3 protein-coding genes and 1 pseudogene are annotated in these 1,734 nt (G+C 50.1%); 2 read left to right on the top strand and 2 right to left on the bottom strand.

The features are described from left to right. Positions 1–455, top strand: a pseudogene (locus tag SK32_RS26340) (phage tail protein); the annotation flags it as partial. Continuing rightward, complete coding sequence (locus SK32_RS23965) at positions 452–1,048, top strand: tail fiber assembly protein (protein ID WP_048213294.1); 597 nt, start codon at positions 452–454, stop codon at positions 1,046–1,048. The pseudogene SK32_RS26340 and the gene SK32_RS23965, both read left to right, overlap by 4 nt. Here the strand turns inward: SK32_RS23965 and SK32_RS25575 are convergent. Both SK32_RS25575 and SK32_RS26335 read right to left on the bottom strand, forming a co-directional pair. Beyond that, positions 1,020–1,433, bottom strand: a complete 414-nt coding sequence (locus SK32_RS25575; protein WP_048213293.1) for a tail fiber assembly protein — start codon at positions 1,431–1,433, stop codon at positions 1,020–1,022. The two genes, SK32_RS23965 and SK32_RS25575, sit on opposite strands and share 29 nt — an antisense overlap. 2 nt (positions 1,434–1,435) lie before the next feature. Continuing rightward, on the bottom strand, positions 1,436–1,734 hold a 299-nt coding region (locus SK32_RS26335; protein WP_048214128.1), incomplete at its 5' end, for a gp53-like domain-containing protein.

The raw sequence follows: 1,734 nt of genomic DNA, 5'->3' as shown, positions 1-1,734 counted from the left end.
TTGGTTTGGGAGCGGGCGCTCCCCCTATTGGAATCCCGTTTTACTGGCCGTTGGCTGCAATGCCAAATACGGTTATGCCGGAATGGTCGGATATGGTGTTTCTGAAACCCAATGGTATTTCATTCTCTGCTGTAATGTACCCAAAACTGGCGCTTGTGTGGCCCTCGTTATTTATTCCAGAAATGCGCGCCGAATTTATTCGTATTTTCGATGATGGTCGCGGTATTAATCCACTCCAAAAATTACTGGACTATGCTGACTCGCGAACCATCGTGCATACGCACGAAATGCCAACGGGCAGGATGGCTGTTGCCGTTGATAGCACATCATCAACATGGGTCGCCGTCGAAAATGACGTCGCAAATCCAAAAATATCAACAAAGCGGCAAGAGGGAGGCGCGGGTGAAACTGCGCCGCGATCCATCGCATTTTACTGTTTAGTGAGAGCAAAATGACAAAGCCTATTTTTGACGAGTCTGGATTAGCTATTGAGCCGGGGGATGTCCGCTGCTTTTACTATGATGCAGCCACGGGAGAATACTGCGGGTACTCTGATGAATTTATTCATCCTGGTGTCAGCATGCCAGGGCATTCAACAGATATCGTTCCGGGAGAGAAACGGTCGGGATTTGTAGCTGTATTCAACGGTACTGACTGGGAGCAACAGCCAGACAACCGCGGCGTTACGGTCTATTCGACTATGGACAGAGTGCCTGAATTCGTTGACTACATAGGGGAAATTCGTTCAGGCTACACAACCGTTGCGCCATCCACTCAGTATGATAAATGGGATGGCTCTAAGTGGGTTGCAGATGCCGACGCGCAGCGAAATGCGGCGATAGCAGATGCTGAAAAACAGCGTAGTCATTTGCTGACCAGCGCCGATAAAGTAATGCTCGACTGGCGAACAGAGCTGATGCTGGGTGAAATCAGCGACGCCAACAAGGCTAAACTGTCGGCGTGGATGGCTTATAAAAACGAGGTTAAGGCTGTCGATGTGACAACCGACCCAGAGCATATTAACTGGCCTGTTCCCCCGGAGGGGTAGGCCAGTCAGGTTTTAACGTATCAACCCGCATCAAATCCAGCCGGTAATCCTGCCAATTTATCAGGTCGGCGGCTTCTTCAGCCGTCGCTTTGCCAGCATCGACCGCGTACTGTAGAGGACCGATTCGAGTGGTTGCCTCTGACAACAGCGACTGTTTTTTGGATTCAGCAAACCACCGCTGCTCTTCTTCAGTTAATTCAGGGACGTAATCTGCTGATGGGATGATCACCGGCATTCCATCACCTCCCGGTCTGATTACGCCGCCTGCGTTCTGGGCGGTAATCAACTCAGTTCGGAGCGACTCAGAAATTTCGAGCGCATCTGCGGGAAGAGTCTGGTTATCATCATAAAAACCGTTCTGGCCGGCACTGTAAAAAACTTTCATGTTTATCTTCCTTCTGCTTTCCAGTGAAATCCAATGGCTGCAGCGACAGGTGTTGCCCCTGCATTTGCCCCCGTCAGATATAAACGCACTCCGGTTGTTGTAATGGCTCCTACAGACACGATGTAGTTTGCGGGTTGTTGAGATGTTGGCGTCGCCGTTACGTTGAGATTGCTAGTCGTAGTAAATGCTTTCGGGAATACGATATCGGCTATGCCGGAACTGTTCGCAGCGCCGGAACCATGCAAAAAAATATGCTGTCCATCACCTAAAGTCTGGTATTGCGGAAAACTTCCCAAACCAA

Source organism: Citrobacter sp. MGH100, assembly GCF_001034465.1.
In the GTDB taxonomy this organism is placed as follows: Bacteria; Pseudomonadota; Gammaproteobacteria; order Enterobacterales; family Enterobacteriaceae; genus Citrobacter; species Citrobacter youngae.
This window is presented reverse-complemented; position numbering and strand designations above follow the sequence as displayed.

Bases quoted from the DNA above. Each gene is read 5' to 3' on its own strand.
- SK32_RS23965 (WP_048213294.1), top strand. From the start codon at position 452: ATGACAAAGCCTATTTTTGACGAGTCTGGATTAGCTATTGAGCCGGGG.
- SK32_RS25575 (WP_048213293.1), bottom strand. From the start codon at position 1,433: ATGAAAGTTTTTTACAGTGCCGGCCAGAACGGTTTTTATGATGATAAC.